The 19,323-nt window shown below is 44.5% G+C and carries 16 protein-coding genes; 13 read left to right on the top strand and 3 right to left on the bottom strand.

Annotated elements, in window-relative coordinates; genetic code table 11:
• Positions 1 to 339 precede the first annotated feature (339 nt).
• On the top strand, positions 340 to 1,455 hold the full coding sequence (locus MHI25_RS22635) for a DUF4349 domain-containing protein (RefSeq protein WP_175619032.1): 1,116 nt from the start codon (positions 340 to 342) through the stop codon (positions 1,453 to 1,455).
• A 97-nt stretch (positions 1,456 to 1,552) separates the two neighbouring features.
• On the opposite strand, the gene msrA is transcribed toward MHI25_RS22635, so the two are convergent.
• Together msrA and MHI25_RS22625 are read right to left on the bottom strand one after the other, a co-directional pair.
• A complete protein-coding gene (gene msrA / locus MHI25_RS22630; protein ID WP_038572566.1) occupies positions 1,553 to 2,539 on the bottom strand; it encodes a peptide-methionine (S)-S-oxide reductase MsrA in 987 nt (328 codons plus the stop codon).
• Positions 2,540 to 2,641: 102 nt separating this feature from the next.
• Positions 2,642 to 3,259, bottom strand: coding sequence for a VTT domain-containing protein (locus MHI25_RS22625; RefSeq protein ID WP_339187977.1), 618 nt, complete (start codon positions 3,257 to 3,259; stop codon positions 2,642 to 2,644).
• Between the two features lie 163 nt (positions 3,260 to 3,422).
• Between MHI25_RS22625 and MHI25_RS22620 the strand changes: the two genes are divergently transcribed.
• From MHI25_RS22620 to MHI25_RS22580, 9 genes are all read left to right on the top strand, one after another.
• On the top strand, positions 3,423 to 4,358 hold the full coding sequence (locus MHI25_RS22620; protein WP_076184189.1) for a Gfo/Idh/MocA family oxidoreductase: 936 nt from the start codon (positions 3,423 to 3,425) through the stop codon (positions 4,356 to 4,358).
• Positions 4,359 to 4,381: 23 nt separating this feature from the next.
• The gene (locus MHI25_RS22615) at positions 4,382 to 4,705 is read left to right on the top strand and encodes a hypothetical protein (protein WP_076184188.1); all 324 of its coding nucleotides are present in this window, start codon (positions 4,382 to 4,384) and stop codon (positions 4,703 to 4,705) included.
• 124 nt (positions 4,706 to 4,829) lie between these two features.
• Positions 4,830 to 5,147: a helix-turn-helix domain-containing protein gene (locus tag MHI25_RS22610; protein WP_036682958.1), complete on the top strand. Its 318-nt coding sequence runs from the start codon at positions 4,830 to 4,832 to the stop codon at positions 5,145 to 5,147.
• Between the two features lie 211 nt (positions 5,148 to 5,358).
• Positions 5,359 to 6,084, top strand: coding sequence for a hypothetical protein (locus MHI25_RS22605; protein WP_076302708.1), 726 nt, complete (start codon positions 5,359 to 5,361; stop codon positions 6,082 to 6,084).
• 297 nt (positions 6,085 to 6,381) lie between these two features.
• On the top strand, positions 6,382 to 7,077 hold the full coding sequence (gene ric / locus MHI25_RS22600) for an iron-sulfur cluster repair di-iron protein (protein WP_076184247.1): 696 nt from the start codon (positions 6,382 to 6,384) through the stop codon (positions 7,075 to 7,077).
• Between the two features lie 150 nt (positions 7,078 to 7,227).
• The gene (locus MHI25_RS22595) at positions 7,228 to 7,938 is read left to right on the top strand and encodes a hypothetical protein (protein ID WP_076130686.1); all 711 of its coding nucleotides are present in this window, start codon (positions 7,228 to 7,230) and stop codon (positions 7,936 to 7,938) included.
• A 231-nt stretch (positions 7,939 to 8,169) separates the two neighbouring features.
• Complete coding sequence (gene nirB / locus MHI25_RS22590) at positions 8,170 to 10,593, top strand: nitrite reductase large subunit NirB (protein WP_076308945.1); 2,424 nt, start codon at positions 8,170 to 8,172, stop codon at positions 10,591 to 10,593.
• Between the two features lie 32 nt (positions 10,594 to 10,625).
• Entirely contained in the window at positions 10,626 to 10,946 is a 321-nt protein-coding gene (gene nirD / locus MHI25_RS22585; protein ID WP_076193069.1) for a nitrite reductase small subunit NirD, read from the top strand.
• A 52-nt stretch (positions 10,947 to 10,998) separates the two neighbouring features.
• Complete coding sequence (locus MHI25_RS22580; RefSeq protein ID WP_076281375.1) at positions 10,999 to 11,790, top strand: formate/nitrite transporter family protein; 792 nt, start codon at positions 10,999 to 11,001, stop codon at positions 11,788 to 11,790.
• 186 nt (positions 11,791 to 11,976) lie between these two features.
• Here the strand turns inward: MHI25_RS22580 and MHI25_RS22575 are convergent, their stop codons facing one another.
• Positions 11,977 to 12,702 (bottom strand): Crp/Fnr family transcriptional regulator, encoded by a 726-nt coding sequence (locus MHI25_RS22575; RefSeq protein WP_036682945.1) that lies wholly within the window; start codon positions 12,700 to 12,702, stop codon positions 11,977 to 11,979.
• A 422-nt stretch (positions 12,703 to 13,124) separates the two neighbouring features.
• On the opposite strand from MHI25_RS22575, the gene MHI25_RS22570 reads away from it, so the two are divergent.
• From MHI25_RS22570 to pgmB, 3 genes are read left to right on the top strand one after another with little or no spacing between them, the layout of a single operon-like run.
• The gene (locus tag MHI25_RS22570; RefSeq protein ID WP_076307449.1) at positions 13,125 to 15,431 is read left to right on the top strand and encodes a glycosyl hydrolase family 65 protein; all 2,307 of its coding nucleotides are present in this window, start codon (positions 13,125 to 13,127) and stop codon (positions 15,429 to 15,431) included.
• Entirely contained in the window at positions 15,428 to 17,710 is a 2,283-nt protein-coding gene (locus MHI25_RS22565) for a glycosyl hydrolase family 65 protein (protein ID WP_340394346.1), read from the top strand. Before MHI25_RS22570 ends, MHI25_RS22565 begins: the two co-directional genes overlap by 4 nt.
• Before the next feature lie 32 nt (positions 17,711 to 17,742).
• Positions 17,743 to 18,381: a beta-phosphoglucomutase gene (pgmB, locus tag MHI25_RS22560; protein WP_076134520.1), complete on the top strand. Its 639-nt coding sequence runs from the start codon at positions 17,743 to 17,745 to the stop codon at positions 18,379 to 18,381.
• Positions 18,382 to 19,323: the final 942 nt, after the last annotated feature.

Raw genomic sequence — 19,323 nt, 5'->3', positions numbered from 1 at the left:
TCACGCCCTCATTCATTATGAATAGAGGGTATTTGGCTTTTTTTACTAGGTTAGACGTGGTAATTGTACCAAATAATGAGTTTGTAAGCAAATGAGTTCTTTAACTTTCGGGTCACCCTCCCACATCAAAAATATGTCCAATAAGAGCCGCAGAAATGCGGCTTTTTGTGTATTCAACAAGAAAAACCAAAAGAAATTTACCGAAATTCCATATTCCAGTGCAACCTTCCAAGTTTTGGGGCGTTATAGAAATGAGAGACGGAAGAGATCTGTACAGAACATGACATTCCGTAACGTTACAATGCTAGGGATAACCACTACACTTTTGGAGGAATGAGAATGCGCAAATGGGGTCTGCATTACTTATGTTTATTAATTCTTGCGGTGGTATTGGCAGGTTGTGGCTCGGGTGATAACAATTCGGCGGCAGACAAATTAGCTGGTGACGGCGGAAATACGAGTAATTCTGCTGCAGCAACCACTGAGCAATCTTCGAAAGCTACATTAGCGGATAAGAGCACCTCAGCAGAAGCTGAGACAGCAGCGGGAGGCAACGAAGCCCCAGTTGAAAAAGGTTTGACATCAGAGAACACGGATCAAGGGAACGCGGGATTCACAGGCAGTGATGTCGTGGAAGGATTGAACAAGAAGCTAATCTATCATGCCAATCTGACTATGGAAGTAGAAGATTACGGTAAAGCTCAGACTGAAATCCGCAACATGGTAACGATGGCTAAAGGATATATTATAGAGTTTAACGAAAACATGTCGCAATATGAGCAAGGAGGGACGTTTATCCTTAAGGTGCCTGCCTCCGGGTTCTCTCCTTTTCTGAATAATTTGGAAAAAGTAAAACACGAATCGCTACAGCGCAGTATTCAAGGTCAGGATGTCTCGGAGGAGTATGTTGATCTGGAGTCGCGTCTAAAGGCAAAGCAGTTAATGGAAGCTCAATACACAGAGTTTATGAAAAAAGCAACGAAATCAAGTGATCTGGTCGCCTTTGCAAACGAGCTTGGTTCGATTCAAGAAACGATTGAGCAGATCAAAGGCAGAATGCGATATATAGATCAGAACGTATCCTTTTCAACGGTAGAGCTTAGAGTGTACCAGACGGATGAGAGCTTAGCCGTGAAGGAAAAGGCAGAGCAAGGTCCATTGCTAGAACGGGCATCGGATGCTTTAAAAGGAAGCCTGAACGCACTATCTGTTATGTTTCAGTGGATTTTTGTAATTCTTGCAGGCGCATTGCCGATTCTAATCGGTGCGGGCATTATTTTAGCCATCGTTTGGTTTGCCCGCAAAAATATCCGTGCACGACGGGAGCAGCAGACCCAGCGGATACGGCAGGAAAATCGGGAACTGAACAAGGAGGTACTCCCTGGACCAGCAGAGCCAAAGGTGACAACCTCAATAAAGGATAAGAAAGCTAACGAGGACGAGAATAAAGAATAAGCTTCTATGAATTAAAAAGCCTCCAATTCATGGTATACCGTGAATTGGAGGCTTTTCTTTTCTGTAAGACAGTACAGTATTTCGCTTTTATCGAAGATTAGGCAGGCTGGAAGAGTACACGATACTCGCCATAGCCCTCTTTCTCCAGATCCTCTTTTGGTATAAACCGCAATGCCGCTGAATTAATGCAGTAGCGCAGGCCGTTTTCCCCTGGACCATCGTCGAAGACATGACCTAGATGGGAATCTGCTACTTTGCTGCGCACTTCTGTGCGAACCATCAAATGGCTGAGGTCCGTCTTTTCCTTCACGGCGTAATCGCGAATCGGACGTGTAAAGCTGGGCCAGCCACAACCGGAATCGTATTTATCCTGCGAACTGAATAATGCTTCACCAGATACGATATCTACATAAATGCCTTCTCCGTGGTGATCCCAAAAATCATTTCGGAAAGGTGACTCTGTAGCGCTATTCTGAGTGACTTCATATTGAAGTGGCGTCAGACGTTCTTTTAAGCTTAGTTTGTCTTCTTTATGTGTCCAGTGGGTTTCGATAAAATCCTCTCGGCCGGAACCCTTACGGTAACGTTTGTAGTGACCCGGGTTCTTACGATGGTAGCCCTGATGATATTCTTCGGCAGGATAGAAGGTTGCTGCCGGGAGAATCGGGGTAACAATCGGGCTAGCGAATCGGCCGCTTTCTTGCAAAGCTGCCTTGGAAGCCTCTGCTTGTTGCTTCTGTTCTTCAGAATGGGTGAAGATAGCCGTTCCGTAAGAGGTGCCGCGATCATGGAATTGTCCACCCGCATCGGTTGGGTCAATTTGCTGCCAGAATAACTCAAGCAGCTTGCTATAAGGGAAAATTTCTGGATTGAACGTAATTTGTACGGCTTCAACATGTCCTGTAGTTTCGGAGCATACCTCTTCATAGGTAGGATTCACTGTATGCCCGCCAGTATAGCCGGAGACGACACTAATAATGCCTGGCAATTCCTCGAACGGCGAGACCATGCACCAGAAGCATCCACCTGCAAAGGTTGCTTTTTCCGCCTTGGAATTTATATGGTTAGTCTGATGTTCACTCATTAATATCCCTCCATTCATGTAATGCAATTAAATAGATCACAATCTAATTATAAAGCAAATAACCACAGCCTGCCAGCTTACGCCAAATAAGCTCTCTGTTACCTAGTATTTTTTTACTTCCTGTGAACTGTAACGAAAGCTTAGTCCGGCTATAATAAGCACAATGGCATAAACAATGATGGCTATAATCGCATTTCCAGGGTTCTGGAACAGTTGATCCCCAAGGAAGGCATACAAGGCGATGCCTGGGATTTTTCCAATAGCTGAGGCAGCAAGATAACTCCAGAAGGGCAGCCCGGCTGCTCCGGCATAGATGTTAACTGCTGTCTGCGGGATAATCGGCAAGAGACGTGCTAAGACAATAGAAGCAAAGGGCCGCCGTTCTATGCCTTTTGTAAATTTTTCGAGTAGGGGAATAGAAGTCAGATAAGCTCTCGCTTGATCTTGAAATAAGAACTTCACTACGCCAAAAAGGAATGCGGCAGCAAGGGTTGTAGCTACCCAGCAAATTAAAGCACCTGCCAAACTTCCGTATGCATAACCAAAAAATCCGATGACCGCTTTGTACGGTACAACTGGAAAGAGAGCCAGTAAAGTTGCGATCCCTATAGAGCTGAAAAGATTATGATCCTCTTTCATCCAGCTAAGGATGTCATATCTGTAGATAAACGCAAGGATTGTGCCCGAAACATAAAGAATAATCGAGAACCATTTTCTCATAGCTAATATACCCTTTCTTCCACTCATTCATCTCATCATACGGGATAAAAAGTAAATATTGAAGTGAAGATCATTGTCGGCGAACGCCAAGCAGGTATAATAGCATTTATAGAGAACAAAGAGAGAGATAAATTCTTGAATTATAAAGAGGGGAGTTAGATCAGTGATCGTTTCTGCACGCAAAAGAGTCGCCATCATCGGGATTGGCAATATCGCCCGCAAAGTATATTTGCCACTGCTCTCTCAGCATGGACAAGTTGAGGTAGTGGGGGTTCTCAGTCACTCATCCACAACAGTAGAGCAAGCTGTTAAAGCCTACCGTTTTCCTAAAGGTACGACAAATTTGGACGAGCTGTTGTCTTGGGATCTGGATGCAGTATTTGTGCATAGCCCAACGACGACCCATTATGATATAGTAACAAAATGTCTCGAACATGGGATTTCGGTGTATGTAGATAAGCCGCTGTCCTATGATCTGGAAGAATCCAGAAGGATGGCAGAGCTGGCAGAAAATAAAGGGCTGCTGCTAGGCGTGGGCTTTAATCGGCGTTTTGCCCCAATGTATGTCACTGCCAAGAGTTGGCTCGAGGAAGCCGGAGGCATTAGCCATTGCCACGCGATTAAACATCGCACGAAGCTGCAGTTAGGCAGCAGCCGTGAGACTGTGCATGACGACTTGATTCATATGCTTGATCTGCTGTTATGGTTATGTGGAGATCAGTATGAGCTGCTTCGCAGTAATCTTCAATCCAATGGAGAGGGGCGACTTGTGCAGGCATCTGGAATGCTGGGTTGGGAGCAAGGCTCAGTGGGGATGTATAGCATGCTTCGTGAGGCGGGTGTTGATTTGGAGAAGCTGGAGCTGCACGGTAATGGACGTTCGGTGGAAGTGGCAGATCTGGACCAAGCCATCCTATATGAAAAAAATGCTTTGCCACGGACCCAGAGCTTTGGAAGCTGGGATACGGTGCTGGATAGAAGAGGTTTTGGTGGAGTGGTAGATCATTTCCTGAACAATATAAATACACCAGAGTTATGCAGTATTGCTGCTTCAGCAGTTCTGCCTAGTCATAGATTGGCAGCTCAGCTTGCTGAATGAGGTCTCTAAGAAAGGAGTAAAATATGGAAGACAACCGTAAATTAGTGGAGGAACAAATCATCGAAAGCTATAAGCGTGAGGAAGAGATGATGATCCTTGTATTCGCCCAGTGGTGCGTGAATCAAGGACTCGACCCGCACAGTTTATATTTACAGGCTTATCCACAGCAAGAAGGGAATGAAGCCTTGCGAAAAGCGCTTGCCCTAACGGTTTCTGCGGAGGAAGCAGGGGATATTTCTGATGACACAGTTCTGGGCGTACTCTCCTTATTCGGAAATGATGACTTGGCGCAAATCGTGACAGAAGCGATCTCTAAAAGGGAATCTAAAGCACATACAGGGGATTGACAACGAGGATATAATGATAATGTCAGATGAACTTTTTTTAGTAAACGATGTTCATCAGGGATGAAATGTGTTAATATTATATATACTAACTAATAGTAAGTTTCGCTAGTGAGAGGTGAGAACAATGGAAGAACATCAAATTTCGATGTGTCCCAGATTTGAGACAGCCTTCTCTTTCTTAGGCAAACGTTGGAATGGACTTATTATTCAGACATTGATGAGTGGACCGAAGCGGTTTAAAGATATTTCCGGCCTCATTCCTTCAATGAGCGATAAGATGCTGTCCGAGCGGATGAAGGATTTGGAAGGTGAGGGTATTCTGGTTAGACATGTATACCCGGAAACACCTGTGCGTATTGAATATGAACTAACAGACAAAGGCCGTGCGCTGGAGCCTGTTATGCAGCAGATTCAGTCTTGGGCTGAGAGCTGGGTAGAGTAGAAATCAAAGTCGTGTTGTGGCCCTTTTTCCTGAAGAACGGAGGAGGGCTTTTCAATTTTTAAATAAAAACCTTGCACAGATCGAAAAAATCTGTAATATAATAGAAAAAACGTTGTATGTTCCTTGCATGGAAACGCTTGCAATATTGGTTTTTGCTCAAATCTACTCAGCTGGAGTACAGGCATAGCAAAACTATTAGGAGGCGAGGGAGATGAAGACCACCCTGTTTTCCCGGGAAATAACGTATGGAAAAAAGGATGTTGCTGAGCTGGAGAACGCTTCGATCAAAGTACAGCTCATCTATGACAAGACGTTGTTCATGCTGCATAGCCATCTTCCAGATTCCTTATGGGATGCGTGGATTGGCGTGCCTTACAGCATTATCTCTTCACTCTACAAAGGCAACAATGATAGCGGGACTATTTTTCAAAAATGGATTCAAAGTCCTTCTGGCTGGAAATGTATTGGCTGTGAACGGCATTGCCTGGAGTCGACGGAACCTCTTCAAGAAGTGAATGTGGCGAGTAATCAACGACAATATAAGTTCCATAATGGCATTCGCCAAAGCATGGTGCTACAAGCCCTAATTTGGTCCATGTACGAGAATACCGTATTATTCAAACCCTTTTTAGGGGATGAGCCCTTTTTTGATGAAGATGATTTGCATACGATATCCTCTTATTTCGTGCCAACTTACCTTAATGATCTACGTCTTCTGGAGCAGTCTAAGCCTTGTAAAGAGTACAAAGATCAGAATATAAAGATATATCAGGAATGGATATCCGCCCCTGACCTTGTCCTCAAATGGAACGGAGGCCTAACAGAAGGCAGATGGATGACTGGTGTTTATATGGATCACTCCCGCTTTGCTGGCTTAGGACCTTATTTGAAGGACGCAAAGGGTAAGCGAACGTATATGCAGGCTTATGTTCAATAGAAGATACAGATTTGGTGTGATCAAATAGATAAATGTAAGACAAATAACATTATTGATGCCCGTGTGGTAAACAAAGGACAGGTCAATTGTGGGGATTTATCACCATAATTGACCTTTTTCGTTCAACAAAGAGATACAATTTTCGTGAGTACAATCACAAGTCAAAACTCCTTTCAGGGTTAAGGTGAACAGGTAGAAAAGATTTTTTCAGAACCTGATCACATATCCCGAGGAGGAACTATTATGGAAACTAAACAACCTAATGATAGAATTTCGGATTTACAGCATAAGCAATCGGTGCAACCTGGATTTACTCCAGATGCCCTGGTAAAAGATATTGTGCTACAATTCCCAAAAGCTGCGGATTATTTCAAGTCCAAACGGATTGATTTCTGCTGTGGAGGCGCCAAACCTCTTGCTGAAGCAGCTGTAGAGCGTGGACTAGATCAAGAGATGATCATTAGTGATCTCAACAAGCTGTTCGAGGAATATCCGGTACCTCAAGAAGAACTCGCATGGAACACAGCACCTTCTGCAGAGTTAATCGAGCATATCGTGAGTAAACATCACCATTACCTGCGTGAAGAGCTGCCCCTGATTAGCCAAAATGTAACTAAGGTATACCGGGTTCATGGCGGAGATTCCCCTCATTTAGAAGAGTTATATAGTTTGTTTAATGCACTCAAGGAAGATCTGCTTCAGCATACAGCTAAAGAAGAGGAAGACGAGTTTCCAAAATTATTAGCGTATGATGCCAATCCAAGTGAAGAAGGGCTGACCATACTTCGTGAGGCATTAGTTGACCTTGAGAGTGAACATGACACAGCAGGCGATATATTGAGACAAATACGCAAAATAACAGCTGATTTCACCCCACCGGCTCATGCTTGTACAACCTATCGTTTGACTTATGCCCGGCTAGAGGAGCTGGAGAGCATGACTTTTGAACATGTTCATCTGGAGAATAATATATTGTTCCCTAGATTCCAGTAGAAAAAATGAGTTTTCATAGAGTCCCTTAGGGGACTTTTTTTATATTTGAGAACAAAGCTTATTTACGTTATTCTTAAATAGACAGTATGCATAACTTACTACAAGCCTGAGACGCTGTGTGGTCATTAGGCGGGACAAGGCGGTGTCACTATGCCCACGAAATATATGTGGAGGTTGTTACTAGGATTAGTCATCGTATTCATAATAGGTGGGTGTTCCACTCTTGCTGACATTAATAATGAAGGGAATAATGGCTTAGCAGGATCAGACGGGCCTACGCTTTCGCTTATCGTTGCGGGAAATGACTTGCTTACCAACCCTTTGGACAAGCAGCTTAGCGAGAGCTACAGAAAAGGGATAACGATCTTTGACCTACTGAAAGGTAGTGGGAAGGCCACCTTTTCTGAGGATAACACAAGCATTCTAACGGTGAATAATATTTCACTCGGTCCAGGAATGAATTGGGAGCTGCAAATGGATGGGGAGACCATTGGACCTGAGGATTGGGGTCGAACAGTCGGGCATGAATCAAAATTAGTAATTACGGCGATGTCTAAGGAACAAGAGGAACCCCTTCAAATTGTGTTGTTGACCGTGAATGGTGGAAGTGAGCAAGTGAATTTGAATCATTCATATGTTATGGGATTTACTGAAGATTTAACAGTGAGAGGTTTGTTGAAGAACAGCAGTGTGGTGCAGTTGACCGAAGACAACAAAAAGGTGTTATCCATTGGTGATTATACTCCTCTTAGCAATGAAGTTTGGAAGATGAAGGTGAATGGGAAGCAGCTGCTTGAGAATGGAATGGACATGAAGCTTAGAGTGCAGGATGAATTGGAGATTTTATTGGCTATACGTTAAAAAAAAGTACATAAATGCCAGATCTACGGTTGCTCAGAATCCGTGATCTGGCTTTTTTAATTGGAAGTTATAACCTAATAAAGTTGTCTTATTTTTATGTGAAAACATTCACATTTAATGTGACTGTAATCACAATCTCTCTTAAATTTTGAAATGTATAATTCCATTATGTAGAAGAGAAGTTGAAGCAAAGTTCAACAAGAACGGATAAGAATGAGGAGGCACCTAACCATGGCAGCGAAGAGAGAAAAATTAGTATTAGTCGGCAACGGTATGGCAGGCATAGGTACGCTAGAGCAAATATTGAAGCTAGGTGGAGCTTATGACATTACGGTCTTTGGAAGCGAACCTCATCCCAATTATAATCGGATCATGTTGTCCTATGTTCTCGAAGGCAGCAAAACCATCAACGATATCATCCTAAACGACTGGAATTGGTATGAAGATAACAACATTACCTTGCATACAGCAACAACAGTTACACGAATTGACGAGCATTCCAAGCAAGTAATTGCGGATAACGGTATGGCTGTTTCTTACGATAAAGTGATTATTGCAACGGGTTCGAATTCATTTATTTTACCTGTACCTGGTTGTGATAAGGAAGGCGTAGTGGGTTTCCGGGATATTGCAGATTGTGATGCGATGCTGGCTGCGGCTAAACAATACAACAAAGCGGCGGTAATCGGCGGGGGTTTACTTGGATTGGAAGCGGCAAAGGGTCTTGTGAACCTTGGCATGGACGTTACTGTAGTACATCTGATGGAAGATCTAATGGAGCGCCAGCTGGATCGTAATGCCTCTTCTATGTTGCAAGCTGAGCTAGAGCGTCAAGGCGTGAAATTTGCCATGGGCAAACAAACAGTAGAATTGACCGGGGAACAGAGAGTAAGTGGATTACAATTTAGTGATGGCACTTCACTTGCGGCTGATTTTGTAGTTATGGCTGTAGGCATCAAACCGAATATAACTGTGGCAAAAGAAAGCGGAATTGCCGTTAATCGTGGGATTGTAGTGGACGATTATCTGCAGACCTCTATGCAAAATGTATATTCCATTGGCGAATGTGCCGAACATCGCGGAGTTTGTTACGGATTAGTAGCGCCGCTCTTTGAGCAGGGGATGGTTCTAGCTAAACATCTCTGCGGAAGCGATACAAACCCATATGAAGGTTCTGTTGTCTCCACCAAATTAAAAATTTCCGGAGTGGATGTATTTTCTGCAGGTGAGTTTATGGATTCTCCTGAACATACTGTAATCTCAAGCAAAGATGAATGGAAGCGAACCTATAAGAAAATTCTGCTCAAAGACAATGTCATTGTTGGTGCAGTTCTGTTCGGGGATGTGACAGAGTCGGCTAACCTGCAAAAGTTAGTAAAACAAGGCGCTGTAATGACCGATGAAATTTATACAGAGGTTATGGGTACGGGCTGCTGCGGAAGTGGAGCCAAAAAGAGCACATCCGTAGAAGCGATGGCGGACGAAGAAATCGTTTGTGGCTGTAACGGGGTTACGAAAAAAGCGATTGTGGATGCGGTCTTAGAAAATGGTTTTACTACTGTGGACGAAATAAAAGCATGTACAGGAGCGACGCGCTCTTGCGGAGGTTGTAAACCGGTTGTAGAACAAATTTTACAATTTGTCCTGGGTGATAGTTTTGAGCAGTCTGCCAAGCAAGGAATTTGTAGCTGCACAACGCTTAGCCGGGATGAGATTGTTGCTGAGATTACAGCTAAAGGTCTTAGTACTACTAAAGAGGTTATGCATGTACTGGGTTGGAAACAAGAGGAAGGCTGCTCTAAATGCCGTCCGGCGATTAACTATTATCTGGGGATGATAAATCCGGATACACATCAAGACGAGAAGGAATCACGCTTTGTTAATGAACGTATGGGAGCCAATATTCAGAAAGACGGAACCTATACCGTTATTCCACGCATGTACGGCGGGGTAACGACACCGGAGGATTTGAAGAAAATCGCTGATGTCTCCCTTAAATATGATGTGAAAGTTGTGAAGGTGACTGGTGGGCAACGCCTGGATCTAATCGGGGTGAAAAAAGAGGATCTGCCGAAAGTATGGGAAGAGCTCGATATGCCATCAGGTTATGGTTATGCCAAGTCGCTACGTACCGTTAAGACTTGTGTGGGTTCACAGTTCTGCCGTTTCGGCACACAGGATTCGCTGGGAATGGGCGCGCTCATAGAACGTAAGTATGAACGTCTTGATTTTCCTGCCAAGTTTAAAATAGCTGTCAACGGCTGCCCGCGTAACTGTGCGGAATCCTGTACGAAGGATATTGGCATCGTCGGTAATGATGGCGGTTGGGAAGTGTTTATCGGTGGTAACGGTGGGATCAAGCCACGGATCGCTGACTCCTTCTGCAAAATAAAGACCGATGAAGAGTTGATCGAAGTGTGCTCCGCTGTGATGCAATATTACCGTGAGACCGGCAATTATTTGGAGAGAACCTCCGAGTGGGTTGAGCGTATGGGACTTGAGCAGATTCAAATGGTCATTTTGAATAATGAAGATAACCGCAAAGAGCTGGCCGCACGGATTGACTTTGCTCTGACTCAGGTTACGGATCCTTGGAAAAAAATGCTCAATGACAGCAGCACTCGTACTGCGCTTTTTGAAGAAACAAGAGTCTAGCGGATATAACACACACAGAAGGGGAGAGACCAATGAATAAGACCACACAAACGTATGCAATAGGATCAGTACAGGATTTCCTGCTGCAAATTGGCCGCGTAGTGATTGCTGGAAATATTGAACTGGCTGTGTTCCGTGCCTCTGACGGAGCCATCTATGCAGTAGAGAATCGCAGTCCTCATCCTAAGGGGGGACCGCTTGCTGAAGGGATCGTGTCAGGTCACTATCTGTACGATCCACTGTACGATTGGAAAATCGATCTGCGCACGGGTGAGGTGCAGGCACCAGACCAAGGTAGTGTGGTGACTTATCCAGTCACACTGGACGGAGAGAAAGTTACAGTGAGCGTGTAGACACCGAAGAGTGTAGTAATAGATTTAATAGAAAACGGTGGGGTGGAGTATTATGTTTACGCAAAGTGTGGAGAGCATCGTAGAGACGGCAGTCAGTAAGCGGGACAAAATGAATGAAAGCATGCCAAGATATTTTCTAGCAGCCCTATTGGCAGGTGCTTATGTAGGCATTGGGATTATCCTTATTTTCTCCCTAGGAGCACCGCTAGCGGCTGCCAAATCTCCTTTCCAACCGCTTATTATGGGCACATCCTTCGGCATCGCCCTGACGCTTGTAGTATTTGCAGGCTCAGAGCTGTTTACCGGGAATAATATGTTTTTTACTGTAAGTACACTGGCAGGCAGAACCAGTATCTGGGATACCGTTAAGAACTGGATTCTTGTATTCATCGGGAATGTGGTAGGTGCAGTGATTTTAGCACTTTTAATTCGTGGGACTGGGTTGTTTAGTGCTGCGCCGCCGGAGCATTTGATTTTTACAGCCGCTGCTAAAAAAATGAGTCTCCCGTTCTCTGAGCTGTTTTTTCGTGGGATCCTATGTAACTGGCTGGTCTGTTTAGCGCTATGGATGTCCTCACGCGCTAAAAGTGAATCTGCTAAGCTAATCTTAATCTGGTGGTGTCTGTTTGCCTTTATCGCAAGTGGATATGAGCATAGTGTGGCTAATATGACTCTGCTTAGTGTTGCTGTGTTGCTTCCAAATCATCCGGAAACCATTACGATAGCTGGATGGCTGCATAATATGATCCCTGTAACTTTGGGGAATATCATTGGTGGAGGCGTATTCGTCGGTATGGCCTATTGGGTGATCTCACCAGTGCGTGGTGCTCGCAACAACCGTTAAGATCCATTTTTAATTAACTATAAACTATATTAGAGCTGAACCGATCTTGGGTTTAGCTCTTTTTTTGTTGAATATAAAAAAAAGACACCTGCATTAGGCGCCTTGGACCACTCTATTTTATATGATGCAGAATAATTGGGTCATGTATGTTTCATTGAGGTGAATAGAGGGTATATTATAACGGAATTAGATCCGGCAGATTTCGTTCGGACACAATTCGCAGTGGCAAATTTCTTGCAGCATGCCAAGGTCCTTGATGACAATCATACCGTTCTCATACTCAACAGCATCTTTTTTACGCAGGTCGCTCAGCATCCGGTTAACACTTTCACGAGTGGCACCGATCATGTTGGACAAATCTGTATGCGTAATTTTTTTGTTGATAAGGATATTCTCACCGTCGCTGCTCTTCTCACCGTAGGTGTTGCCAAGACGAATGAGCGTGGAGCAGAGTGCACCTGGTTTGCCGTACATCATTAGATCACGGAATTTAGTTTGGGTGAGACGGTGATGAATACCCATCCATTTCATAAAGTCGATAGCAAAGTCACAATGTTGGCAGATGAGAATTTCTAGATCCTTTTGTTCGATGACGCCAACTTCACTTTCTTCAATCACTTCGGCTGTAAAGCTATGCTTAGTGCTGAAGAATGGATCTGCTTGACCTACCATATCACCAGCTTGATACATATAAAGAATGAGTTCTTTACCTTCATCAGTAGATTTAGTTAATTTCACACGTCCACGTTTGATATAAAACAATTTATCCGAGTAGTCGCCTTCCCAGAATAGATGTGAACCCTCTGGAACTATGCGCTCTTTCATTGTAACTAGAAGTCTGTTGAAATTCTGTTCGGAGAAACAGTTTGTATTTCCGTGGGCTTCGATAACATTGTAATGTTCTTTTAGCATAATCGACATCCCCTTTATTCCCTCAGTTTTTCAGTAAATTTTAAATTAATTATACCTTGAAAATCCCTCGAATTGGTTATAAAAAATCGTTTAAAAGTGTCGAATTTTCAACATTGTGATAAATTTCACTTCTAAAGTGTTCGATGTAATATTCTTTTTAACTAAAAAAGAGTAAGTGATCTCACGTTTATGATATATGAACAGCGGCTATCTATTATTCTCAAATACTGGGTTAATCGCTGTTTTTTTGCGTCCCCGTTAGATTGTAACATATAACACAGTTGAAATTCATGTTCAAGAAATTAGTTTTATCTCAACTCCGTATAAATGCACACATCTTCATTACGGTCGGACATTGGCTCTACTGCTATGCAGCGATATCCTGAAATTGGAGCAAAAATCAGGAGAAGGAGAAATCATATATGGCAAAAGTAGCAGACAAATATCTTAAGGTTGATCCGTGGGCAATTATTGAAGAGGGCTTTGATCCAGAGCGAAACCGGACTTCGGAATCTATTTTTTCATTGGGTAATGAATATATGGGTGTACGGGGATATGCAGAGGAAGGGTATTCAGGTGACACCCTGCAAGGAAGTTATTTTAATGGATTAAATGAACAATTGGATATTGGCAATCACTACAAAGGGATTATTCGCTCGCTGAGATATATGGTGAATGCGGTGGACTGGCTGTATACACGTCTATCTGTAGATGGTGAACAGCTTGATTTAGCAAAAAGTAACGTAACGGATTATGTGCGTAGGTTGGATCTTCGTAAGGGTACGTATCGGAGAGAGCTAGTCTGGCATCTAAACGATGGCAAGTCGCTAAAAGTAGTCTTTACACGTCTGGTCAGCATGACTATGTCTCATTTGGGGTTGCAGCGGGTGGAATTTGAACCCCTTAATTTCTCGGGGAGCGTGGACATTTGTGCAGGTCTTGATTTCGGCATTATTCATGAAGAACGCGGCGAATGTATGTGGAACAGTCTCCGCAGCGGAGTAAGTGGAGCGTCCTCTGCTATTATGGCGAGTACCGTGAATACTGGGAACAAGCTGTTCTCAAGCTTTACCTTACAATCCTCGCAGCCGTTGCAGCTTACTGCTGTCGAGAGTGATAAGTTTGTTGGTCAAAATTTCACCCTGGACCTTACGAAAGGAGAAGTCTCCTATTTTACCAAACTGGTTATGAACTATTCGGATAGTGATTCTGCCCATACAGCTGAAGAGCTGTGGAGCAAAGGTCTGTCTCTTGCTGAAACCGCAAGCCAATTGACGGATACTCAAATAATCGCTGATCAGACAGCTTATTGGAAGGGCATCTGGGAGACAAGTGATATCCGAATTGAGGGCGATCCTGAGAATCAACAGGGTATTCGTTTCTGTATCTTCCAGCTTTATCAGACCTATCATGGCGATCATCCCGGTTTTAATATTGGTGCCAAAGGGCTGACGGGGGAAGTATATCGTGGGTTGGCTTTTTGGGATACAGAATCCTATTGCTTACCGTTCTATATGTTCAATAATCCAAAGGCTGCCCGGAGCTTATTGGAATTCAGATATAAAACATTGCCACAGGCTATGCAGCGCGCTAAAGAGGTGGATTGTGAGGGAGCCTGCTATCCTATTGCTACTATAGATGGAACAGAAAGCTGTGATCTCTGGCAGCACTCTAATCTTCAGCTTCATGTAGGGACTGCTGTTTCTTATGGCATTTGGCATTATGTCAAAAATACCGGTGATAAAAGCTTCCTGCATAGTAAAGGGGCTGAGATGCTGATTCAGATCAGCAGATTCTATGCTACACGTGGTCAATGGGGGCAACGCAGCGGGGAATATGGTTATTTTGGCGTAATGGGTCCTGATGAGTTCCAATTGATGGTCAATAACAACTGTTACATTAATCTGATGGCTCAACAATCTTTTGAATACACCCTAGAGACTCTTCGGGAGATGAAAGAACAAGCTCCTGCTGCTTTTGCAGCTGTGGTAGAGAAAACAGAACTTCATGACGAGGAACTCACCGATTGGGAAAATAAGGCGCAGCATATGCGGATTCCGGTTGACGAAGTGACAGGAGTTTATGAAGAGCATGATGGGTTCTTCGATATGCCACATATTGATATTCATTCGATTCCGGTAACAGAATTCCCATTATATTCGAACTGGTCATATGATCGTTTGTATCGCTATGACATGATTAAGCAGCCGGATGTACTTATGTTTATGTTCTTGTACAGCGGACAATTCTCTAAAGAAGCGAAGCTGGCGAACTATGAATACTACGAGCCTAGATGTATTCATGAGTCTTCGCTGTCACCTTCGATCCACTCCATTTTGGCAAGTGAAATTGGCAAACCCGAGGAAGCATATTCGTTTTTTGAATTTGCTACTCGACTGGATTTAGACAACTATAACCGCAATACCCGTGAAGGGCTGCATACTACCTCAATTGCTGCTGCTTGGATGAATATTGTTTACGGCTTTGGCGGAATGCGTTCGGATGGAGCGCGTCTGTCCTTTCAGCCAACCCTGCCAGAACGCTGGGATGAATATAGCTTCCAAGTGTTGTATGAAGGAGTGCTTCTGAGAATTGTGGTCGACAAAAATTCAGTAACAATCACTGCGGTTAATGGTGGAAGTACCGAAATTATAGTGTACGGACAGTCGATTACAGTGGATGCTTCCGGGAAGACGCTTCCGCTAGGCGAAGGGATGCTGGCAGGATGAATTGGACCGTAAAGGATAGTTGTTTTGATAAACAGCTGGTGACGACAAACGGTAACAAATATATGCTAGGCAATGGCTACATGGGATATCGTGGCACACTGGAGGAATTCAGCAAAACCGAGCTAGTAGCTGTCACCCTCGCAGGTCTATATGACAGAGCAGGAGACAAATGGAGAGAACCCGTTAATGCCCCTAATGGATTGTTGACCAAAATTTTCTGTAATGATCAGCTCTTAAGTGTGCTTGACCGTGAACCGGTCGCTCATACTCAGGAGCTGAATATCCGAAATGCCATTCATCATCGGAGCACTGAATTTGCTGTATCTGACGGAGGGACGTTGACGTTTACCGCAGATCGTTTCGTAAGCCAGGATAATCTTCACTTGCTCGTTAGTAAATACTCTATTCGCAGCACACAAGACTGCCGAGTAGCCATTGAGACGGGAATTGACGTAGATGTGTGGGATATCAATGGACCTCATCTCTACGGACAAACGGTGCAATTGAAGGACGAGGTGCTGATCTCTTCATCGGTTAGCGGAGAATTGAAGATTCCGGTGGTTGTGGCGGAGAGGGCGGTATTCAGTTTTGGTGAGGAGCTACTGGAAGATGGTGCTGCTGTTCGCCGGATTTCTTTTGATGCCCGTGCGGGTGAGACGTATGAATGGTTTAAGTATGTAGCAGTCTATACTGGACTTGATGCTGATCAGCCGGAGACGGAAGCTGTTAAATCTGTCCATGCTGCTGAGGCGCTGGGTTATGAGGCGTTATTTAAGTCTCACCGTCTGATATGGGATGAGAGATGGTCACACAGTGATGTAATCATCGAAGGTGATGAAGCTGCCCAATTTGCCTTGAGATATAGTATCTATCAGCTGTTAATCATTGCGCCTACAGTTTCGGAGAAGGTGTCTATTCCAGCCCGGGGATTATCGGGTCAGGTATATAAGGGAGCTGTATTTTGGGATACGGAAATGTTTATGTTGCCGTTTTTCCTGCACAGTGATCCTAAGGTAGCGCGGAACTTGATGATGTACCGGATTCATACATTGGATGGTGCTCGCCGTAAGGCAGCGGAATATGGATTTTTGGGCGCATTTTATGCTTGGGAAAGTCAGGATACGGGAGACGATGCCTGTACTTTGTTTAATGTGAATGATGTATTTACAGGCCGGCCGATGCGCACCTATTTCCGCGATAAGCAGGTCCATATCAGTGGTGACGTTGTGCATGGGATCTGGAAATATGTTCAATTCACAGGGGATGAAAGTCTGCTAACTAGTGGAGGAGCAGAGGTGATCTGGGAATGCGCTCGCTTTTTCTACTCTTACGCTTACTATAATTCGGTTAAACAGCGGTTTGAGATTCTGGATGTTACAGGTCCGGATGAATATCATGAGCGTGTGAACAATAATGCTTTTACGAATGCACTGGTTAAAGAGACGCTTGAGATTGCCTTGCGTACGGCAGCCTTGCTGCAAGAGAAGTATCCTGAGGATTACAGTCAATTGTCCGCTCAGTTTAGCTCAGGGCCATTCCTAGAGGAGTTCAAAACGATGCTGGATAGCTTTTATGTTCCACAGCCTGATCCTGCCAGTCTTGTTATTGAACAATTCGACCGGTACCTCACCTTGGAGGATGTAGAATTAACAGAACTGAAATCACGTGTACTTAATAAAAATGAGTATTTTGGCGGCGGCAATGGCTTAGCTACCACCACAACCATACTTAAACAAGCAGACGTTGTGTTGTTGCTGAATTTGTTCAAGCACTCCTTTAGCAAGGAAGTGAAACAAGCGAACTGGGAATTTTACGAACCGCGTACGGAACACGGATCAAGCTTAAGCCCTTGTATCTACGCTTTGGTAGCTGCTGATATTGGTTCACCGGATTGGGGCTATCCGTATTTTATGCGTACGGCTACCGTCGATCTCACCGGCGAATCTAAGCAATATGTAGGGGATCTCTACATCGGAGGGACTCATCCGGCTGCGAATGGTGGTGCTTGGATGGCTGCGGTTCTTGGCTTCGCTGGGTTGGACTACGATGGAGGGGTTGTGCACATCAATCCATCTCTGCCGAAACATTGGCAGTCCGTTCAGCTTCCGGTTACCCTGCGCGGCGATACCATCCAACTGCGGATTAGTAAGGATGAAGTCACTGTGATCACAACTGCTGATTACAGTGGAGACTTGGTATTCTCGGTGCAAGGCGGAGAAGGCAAGTCCTGCTCTGCAGGTGAGATCCTTCGACTGGCCTTTGACGAAACGGGATTATAAATATTAATACACAACGGAGAGGAAGCAAATCAATGTTGGAAAATATGAAAGGCGCCATCTTTGATCTGGATGGCGTGATCGTAGATACAGCCAAATATCATTATTTGGCGTGGGCGAGCCTTGCAGATGAGCTTGGCTTTAAATTCACGGAGGAGGATAACGAACGGCTTAAAGGTGTGAGCCGGATGAGATCACTTGATATCCTGCTGGAAGTGGGTGGCCTGGAATTTAAGGAAGCAGAGAAGCTGGCAATGGCGGAGAAGAAAAACCGCCTGTACGTAGAATACATTTCTCGACTCGAGGAATCGGAGCTGCTGCCTGGAGTGAAAGAATACCTAACAGGATTGAGATCACGTGGGATTGGCATTGCGTTAGGTTCAGCCAGTAAGAACGCTGAGTTTATTTTGAATAAGCTGAACATTACAGACTTATTTGATGCAGTTGTTGACGGCAACAAAGTGTCACTAGCCAAACCAGACCCAGAGGTGTTCCTGATCGCGGCTCAGGAGATAGGCTTGCAGCCGGATGAATGTGTTGTGTTTGAAGATGCTGAGGCAGGCGTTCAAGCAGGTAAAGCTGCTGGGATGAAGGTTGTAGGTATCGGCAAACCTGAGGTGCTGAAGGAAGCTGATCTGGTCGTTAAAGGGTTGTATGAGCTGCTGACAGACTAAAGCTCTAAATGAACATGGGACCGACTCCAAAGTAGCGGATGACTTTGGGGGCGGTCTTTTTTTGTGCAAAGTCTCTGTATTTAGCTGGCCCAGACTGTCCATCGGACCTCATAGTCGCTATTAGCCATAAATCGGCTCATTTGCGAACCTATCGGACCGCATAGTCGCTATTGGCGCGAAAATCCTTCATATCGCACACGTTTGGAACGAATAATGCCTCTGGGGTCCGTAACTCCCCGTAAAAGCAGGAATTTGTTCAAATAGCTGCATCTGAGTCCGATCGCTCATCGTGAAAAGAGTGTGTGTGGGAATGCAAAACGCCGAATAAGTAGTAAGTCGCACAGTAAATAATTCAGAAGGTTAGTCTCAAGCTCAGGCGGTGATCGGACCCCAAGTCGCTATTAGCCGCATATTAAGTAATTCAGAAAGTTAGTCAAAAGCTCGGACAGTGTATCGGACCGCATAGTCGCTATTAGCCAAAATCCGGCTCATTTGTTATCCTATCGGACCCCATAGTCGCTATTGGCTCGAAAAGCCCTCGTATCGCGCATGTTTGGAACGAATAACGCCTCTGGAGTCCGAACCTCCCTGTAAAAGCCAAAAATCAGCCCAATAGCTGCATCTGAGTCCGATCGCTCATCGTGAAAAGAGTGTGTGTGGGAATGCAAAATGCCGAATAAGTAGTAAGTCGCACATCAAGAAACCCAACGCCCACAACGCCCTACAACGCAACCATCGCACATCAAGCAATCCAACGCACAATAAGCACCACCATCGCACATCAAGCAATCCAGACGCCCAACAGACAAAGTACATTCATGTATTGAAGTACTTGAGTGTTCAAGTGTTCAAGGAGATACATGGCGCTTCTTCATTGTGGGAGCATTCCTCCTAGCCCCACGCAGTGTCCTTTACGTCGCCTCCCACTTTTTCTGTTTGCGG

Source organism: Paenibacillus sp. FSL E2-0177 (assembly GCF_037992975.1).
Lineage (GTDB): Bacteria > Bacillota > Bacilli > Paenibacillales > Paenibacillaceae > Paenibacillus_AQ > Paenibacillus_AQ odorifer.
Note: the sequence above shows the minus strand (reverse complement) of the source record. Positions and strands in the feature narration are given on the sequence as shown.

Bases quoted from the DNA above. Each gene is read 5' to 3' on its own strand.
- nirD (WP_076193069.1), top strand. From the start codon at position 10,626: ATGAATAAGACCACACAAACGTATGCAATAGGATCAGTACAGGATTTC.
- MHI25_RS22570 (WP_076307449.1), top strand. From the start codon at position 13,125: ATGGCAAAAGTAGCAGACAAATATCTTAAGGTTGATCCGTGGGCAATT.
- MHI25_RS22565 (WP_340394346.1), top strand. From the start codon at position 15,428: ATGAATTGGACCGTAAAGGATAGTTGTTTTGATAAACAGCTGGTGACG.
- MHI25_RS22595 (WP_076130686.1), top strand. From the start codon at position 7,228: ATGCCCACGAAATATATGTGGAGGTTGTTACTAGGATTAGTCATCGTA.
- nirB (WP_076308945.1), top strand. From the start codon at position 8,170: ATGGCAGCGAAGAGAGAAAAATTAGTATTAGTCGGCAACGGTATGGCA.
- msrA (WP_038572566.1), bottom strand. From the start codon at position 2,539: ATGAGTGAACATCAGACTAACCATATAAATTCCAAGGCGGAAAAAGCA.
- MHI25_RS22625 (WP_339187977.1), bottom strand. From the start codon at position 3,259: ATGAGAAAATGGTTCTCGATTATTCTTTATGTTTCGGGCACAATCCTT.
- MHI25_RS22605 (WP_076302708.1), top strand. From the start codon at position 5,359: ATGAAGACCACCCTGTTTTCCCGGGAAATAACGTATGGAAAAAAGGAT.
- pgmB (WP_076134520.1), top strand. From the start codon at position 17,743: ATGTTGGAAAATATGAAAGGCGCCATCTTTGATCTGGATGGCGTGATC.
- MHI25_RS22615 (WP_076184188.1), top strand. From the start codon at position 4,382: ATGGAAGACAACCGTAAATTAGTGGAGGAACAAATCATCGAAAGCTAT.
- MHI25_RS22575 (WP_036682945.1), bottom strand. From the start codon at position 12,702: ATGCTAAAAGAACATTACAATGTTATCGAAGCCCACGGAAATACAAAC.
- MHI25_RS22635 (WP_175619032.1), top strand. From the start codon at position 340: ATGCGCAAATGGGGTCTGCATTACTTATGTTTATTAATTCTTGCGGTG.
- MHI25_RS22580 (WP_076281375.1), top strand. From the start codon at position 10,999: ATGTTTACGCAAAGTGTGGAGAGCATCGTAGAGACGGCAGTCAGTAAG.
- MHI25_RS22610 (WP_036682958.1), top strand. From the start codon at position 4,830: ATGGAAGAACATCAAATTTCGATGTGTCCCAGATTTGAGACAGCCTTC.